We start from the raw sequence: 4,749 nt of genomic DNA, 5'->3' as shown, positions 1-4,749 counted from the left end.
CCGGGTGCGATTTCTACGAAAGCACCAAAGTCGCGCAACTCGGTGACCTTGCCCATGTATATCTTGCCCACAACGATATCCTCGGTAATCGCGTTGATAGCATCCATAGCAATCTGGCCCTTGGCTCCGTCTGGTGCAGTCACAAACACTGAGCCATCGTCCTCGATGTCGATGTCGCACCCGGTATCGGCAATGATCTTCTTGATGACCTTGCCGCCGGGGCCGATGAGAGCGCCGATCTTGTCTCCGGGAATATGCATCGTGAAGATGCGTGGAGCCAGCGGATTGACTTCGCCACGAGGGGCAGGAAGAACCGACAGCATCTTGTCCAGAATGAAGAGGCGCGCAGTGCGGGCATGATCCAGGGCCGCGGACAACAACTCGCTGTCAACGCTGTGAATCTTGATGTCCATCTGCAATGCGGTGATACCCTTCGCAGTGCCCGCGACCTTGAAGTCCATGTCGCCATTGGCGTCCTCGGCTCCCTGGATATCGGTCAGAATGACACTCTTGTCACCTTCTTTCATCAGGCCCATCGCGATACCGGCAACCGGTGCCGTGATTGGCACTCCAGCATCCATAAGGGCCAATGTGCTGCCACAAATGGAAGCCTGTGACGTCGAACCGTTGGACTCAAGCACCTCAGAGACAACGCGAATCGAGTATGGGAACTCGCTCTCATCCGGAATGACGGGGAGCAGCGCCCTCTCTCCCAGTGCGCCGTGGCCAATCTCGCGACGCCCAGGCCCTCGCATAGGACGGGTCTCGCCCACCGAGAAGGGGGGAAAGTTGTAGTAATGCATGTAATGCTTTGTAACCTCTTCCTCAAGGCTTTCGACCAACTGACCCTCTTTCTTTCCTCCGAGGGTGACAATCGAAAGGACCTGCGTCTGACCTCGGGAAAACAACCCCGAGCCATGGCTCATCGGAAGAACACCAACATCGACCCCGATCGGCCGAATCTCTTCAGGGGCGCGACCATCGATACGCACGCCTTCAGTCACGACACGATGCCGGATGAAATGCTTGATCTCTGCGTCAAGAACCTCGCCGATGGCCAGCCCGCTTTCAGGGTACTTCGCCAACAGTTCAACGGCGAGTTCACCCTTGAATTCATCGAGGATCTTCTCCTTCTTCAGCTTCTCCTTGTCTTTAAGTACCAGAGGAAGACGCTCCATAACCATGGAACGAGCTTCGTTCTGGATAGCTGCATCGAACTTCAGCTCTGGGACGACGATCTTCTCCTTGCCAGCTTGGACGCGAAGTTCTTCCTCCATGCGGCATGTCTCTTTGATCGGTTCCTGTGCCAGTACCAAGGCCTCAACCATCTCTGCTTCACTGATCTCACGAGCCCCGGATTCGACCATGAGAATGCCATTGGCCGTGCCAGACACGATAAGATCGAGCACACTCTCGTCGATCGCAGAAGAGGACGGGTTGAAAACAAGTTCGCCATTGATTTTGCCGACCCTCACTGCGGCGACTGCGTCAACGAATGGGGCATTGCTGATAAGCGCCGCCGCTGATACCGCGTTGATGGCCAACACATCGGGCGAATTCTCTCCATCGGCAGACAGTACGTAGACGATGACCTGCACTTCCCGACGGAAGTGCTTGGGAAACAGAGGGCGAATCGACCGGTCGATGAGTCGCGAACGAAGAATCTCGCGCTCACTGGGACGTCCTTCTCTCTTGTAGAATCCACCCGGGATCTTCCCGGCTGCATACATTTTCTCAAAATAGTCGACAGTCAGGGGAAAGAAGTCGAGTCCTTCCTTCGTGCTGTTGCTGACAGTAACTGCGGCGAGCACGACAGTGCCACCCATGGTCGCCAGAACAGCTCCGCCGGCCTGTTTGGCCAGCCGTCCAGTCTCATACGTTACAGGCTTGCCTGCAATATTACCGCGAACGGTCTTTATCTCATTATTCTCCAACATTGGCTCCTACTTGCGGATTCCCAGCCGCTTGATCAATGAAGCGTAACGGCCCTCGTCAACGCGTCTTAGACTGCTGAGGAGTCTCCGGCGCTCTCCGACCAGCTTGTAGAGCCCCCGCTTGGAACTGAAATCCTTCCGATGGCTCTGAAGATGCTCTGTAAGCGCAAGAATGCGCTTCGACAGCATCGCTACCTGAACTTCAAACGAGCCGGTATCGTCTTCACTGAGTTTGAACTCACCGATAATCTTTGACTTCTCTTCGGCTGTAAGCATGTTGTACCTCCAAGGTGTCCCATGACCCAGTCTCACGTCCAGCCGGAACGAGGGACCGAGTGCGGGAGAAATGTACTAAAATTGTACCAGAAACACGGAACAAGTAAAGGAAAACCGGTCAACAAAAGGCTTCACTTTGTCATTCCCTGGCGGCCGCCGACAGACCCAAGAATGACACGCGCCCTGAGTACGTCGCGCGAAATCTGTTTCACGAGCGCGGTCGGCGAGGCAAAATGCACCTCCTCACGAAGGCGGGCTGCAAATTGTACAGACACTAGATGCCCATATACTTGCCGATCAAAGTCGAGCAGGTGTACTTCGACGGTTCGCCTGGATGCAGCAACAATCGTCGGACGAACGCCGATGTTGCAGACGCCATTCACAATCGCCCCATCTACCACAGCTCGCACCGCATACACCCCATTGCCGGGGAGCAATTTCACCGGATCGGGGACCTCGACATTTGCTGTCGGGAAACCAAGGCGTCCTCCCATCTGGTTCCCGGTGACGATGACCCCCTCGATGGAGTAGAAACGCCCGAGGAGCCTTGCTGCGCGTTCCACATCACCTTCCGCAATGGACGTGCGGATAATCGAACTGGAGCACGGTTCCCCGTCAACCATCACTGGAGCAACGATGATGAGTCTGCGCCCCGCGTTGTCGAGGATTCGGGACATCATCTCCGCATTGCCGGTGCGGCCCTTACCAAAATGGAAATCCCGACCTATGACAACAACACCCGCATTCAGGCGACTGATAAGGATCTCACTTACGAAGGCCTCAGCAGGCAGTCCTTGGAAACGAGCCGAGAAATCCTCGAGGACAATGGATTCGACCCCGGTCTTCTCAGCCAATTCAACACGCTCGCTGTTCGTCGTCAGGAGACCTTGGATACCCCGAGTCGTTAGTTTCGGGTTCCGTCGGAAGGTATAGATAACAGTGGCAAGAGACGCCTTGTGTCCACAATCGACAAGTTCCTGGACAATCCGCTGGTGACCGACGTGAAAACCGTCGAAGGCCCCTACGGCGACAGCAGAGGCGATCCCTGGAAACTCCGAAGACGACAGGTAGATACTGCTCACTCGCTGAACACTTTCAGCGGCCAGGCCTTCCCGGCTCTGCCCGCCGCCACACCGCCCAGTCGACCATCAGGGCGCTTCACCATAACAGTGGTTCCCTCCCTCACGTCGCAGTCCACAGCCAACCCATGCCCAAATGCGTTCCACTGCACATCGTCAAGAGAAATCTGTGGGAGTGTCGCCAGAAGACCTGCGTCTGTCTCGCCCCATGTGAGAAACGACAGGTCGCCCGCCTGCACTCTGCGCCGCAGCGTTGCCAGTGACAGCGTGTCACTCACGCCAAACCCGTGGGCTCCCGTACGCAGGAGTCGCCCCATGCATCCACCGCACCCAAGGATAGCTCCCACATCTCGACAGAATCCACGCACATAAAAGCCCGGGGTCACCGTCATGCGAAATATGATACGACGAAGGTCAGCGTCTTGCCGCTCCTGAAGCACACTGAACTGCCGCACCGTGACCGGGACCGGAGCAAAATCGATGAGGCGACCCTGGCCTCGCATTGCCTTGTATCCTCGTACGCCATCCTGGTGCTTGGCCGAAACGTGCGGGGGAACCTGCTCCGTCTGTGCTGTCACGCTTTCGATAGCTTTCTTCACGACCACATCCTCGAGACCCGTGGCACCCCTGCACTCAATAACTTCCCCCTCCATGTCGTCGGTGATCGTGGTGATCCCCAGAACAAGCTCGCCGACATACTCCTTTTCGCTCGGCGGAAGAAAGGAGATGAGCTTCGTTGCAGAACCAACAGCAACAGGAAGCACTCCCATTGCGGGCACATCCAGCGTTCCCAGAAAGCCGGCCTTGTCTGCGCTCAGAATCCCCTTGACGACGCGCAGAGCGCCAGCACTGCTCAAGCCACTGGGTTTGAACAGTGCAAAGAAGCCTTCAGGATGTGAGGTACTCACAAGCCGGACGCCAAGTCGCAAGCGTGGATGCCTGTTGTGTCCCAGGTTGGACTCATCATGGTGGCAGCCATGCGTCCGCTACGGTCCCTTCTGCACAATAGCATCAACCGAAGACGGCGTCACCATAGCAGAAACAACGCCCTGTGTCAGCCCGTCCACTGAGACTGCGTAGCTACCATCAGCGAGCGCAGGCTGGCTGACGTCGACATATGCCTTGATCTGGGAAGAATGAAGAGCCATGACGACGGAATTCGTCCCGCTGATAAGGACTGATGCGGACGTTGTACTAAGGGACACCTGCCACCCCGACCCAGCTCCTCGAATCTCGATCGGCACGTCCGGGATAGCAAGAACGACAACCTGCTCGATGACGACATGACTTGACACGGCCTTGCTTCCACCCAAAAGCGAAACTCCCTGCGGAAGGATCAAGTTGACTTGTTTCGTGAGAGATGTCGATTTGCCTGAGACGTCAACCGCAACCGTCGAAACCGCCTGAACCCGACTGAGCACCGCTGCCGTTCCCGTAACCATGACTATTGCTGGGGTGCA

At 56.5% G+C, this 4,749-nt stretch carries 5 protein-coding genes; all 5 read right to left on the bottom strand.

The features are described 5' to 3' along the window. The coding region (locus SMC5_RS01495) for a polyribonucleotide nucleotidyltransferase (protein WP_119119307.1) at window positions 1-1,937 on the bottom strand (1,937 nt) is incomplete at its 3' end. Between the two features lie 6 nt (window positions 1,938-1,943). Next, window positions 1,944-2,210, bottom strand: a complete 267-nt coding sequence (gene rpsO / locus SMC5_RS01490; protein ID WP_119119306.1) for a 30S ribosomal protein S15 — start codon at window positions 2,208-2,210, stop codon at window positions 1,944-1,946. 131 nt (window positions 2,211-2,341) lie between these two features. Next, window positions 2,342-3,292, bottom strand: coding sequence for a bifunctional riboflavin kinase/FAD synthetase (locus tag SMC5_RS01485; RefSeq protein ID WP_165846164.1), 951 nt, complete (start codon window positions 3,290-3,292; stop codon window positions 2,342-2,344). Then, on the bottom strand, window positions 3,289-4,197 hold the full coding sequence (locus tag SMC5_RS01480; protein ID WP_126854903.1) for a tRNA pseudouridine synthase B: 909 nt from the start codon (window positions 4,195-4,197) through the stop codon (window positions 3,289-3,291). Before SMC5_RS01480 ends, SMC5_RS01485 begins: the two co-directional genes overlap by 4 nt. Before the next feature lie 78 nt (window positions 4,198-4,275). Continuing rightward, window positions 4,276-4,749, bottom strand: a 474-nt coding sequence (locus SMC5_RS01475; RefSeq protein ID WP_133299136.1) for a CdaR family protein, incomplete at its 5' end; no start/stop codon positions are given.

Origin of the sequence: Candidatus Cryosericum odellii (assembly GCF_003570935.1) — a bacterium.
GTDB classification, from domain to species: domain Bacteria; phylum Caldisericota; class Caldisericia; order Cryosericales; family Cryosericaceae; genus Cryosericum; species Cryosericum odellii.
Note: the sequence above shows the minus strand (reverse complement) of the source record. Positions and strands in the feature narration are given on the sequence as shown.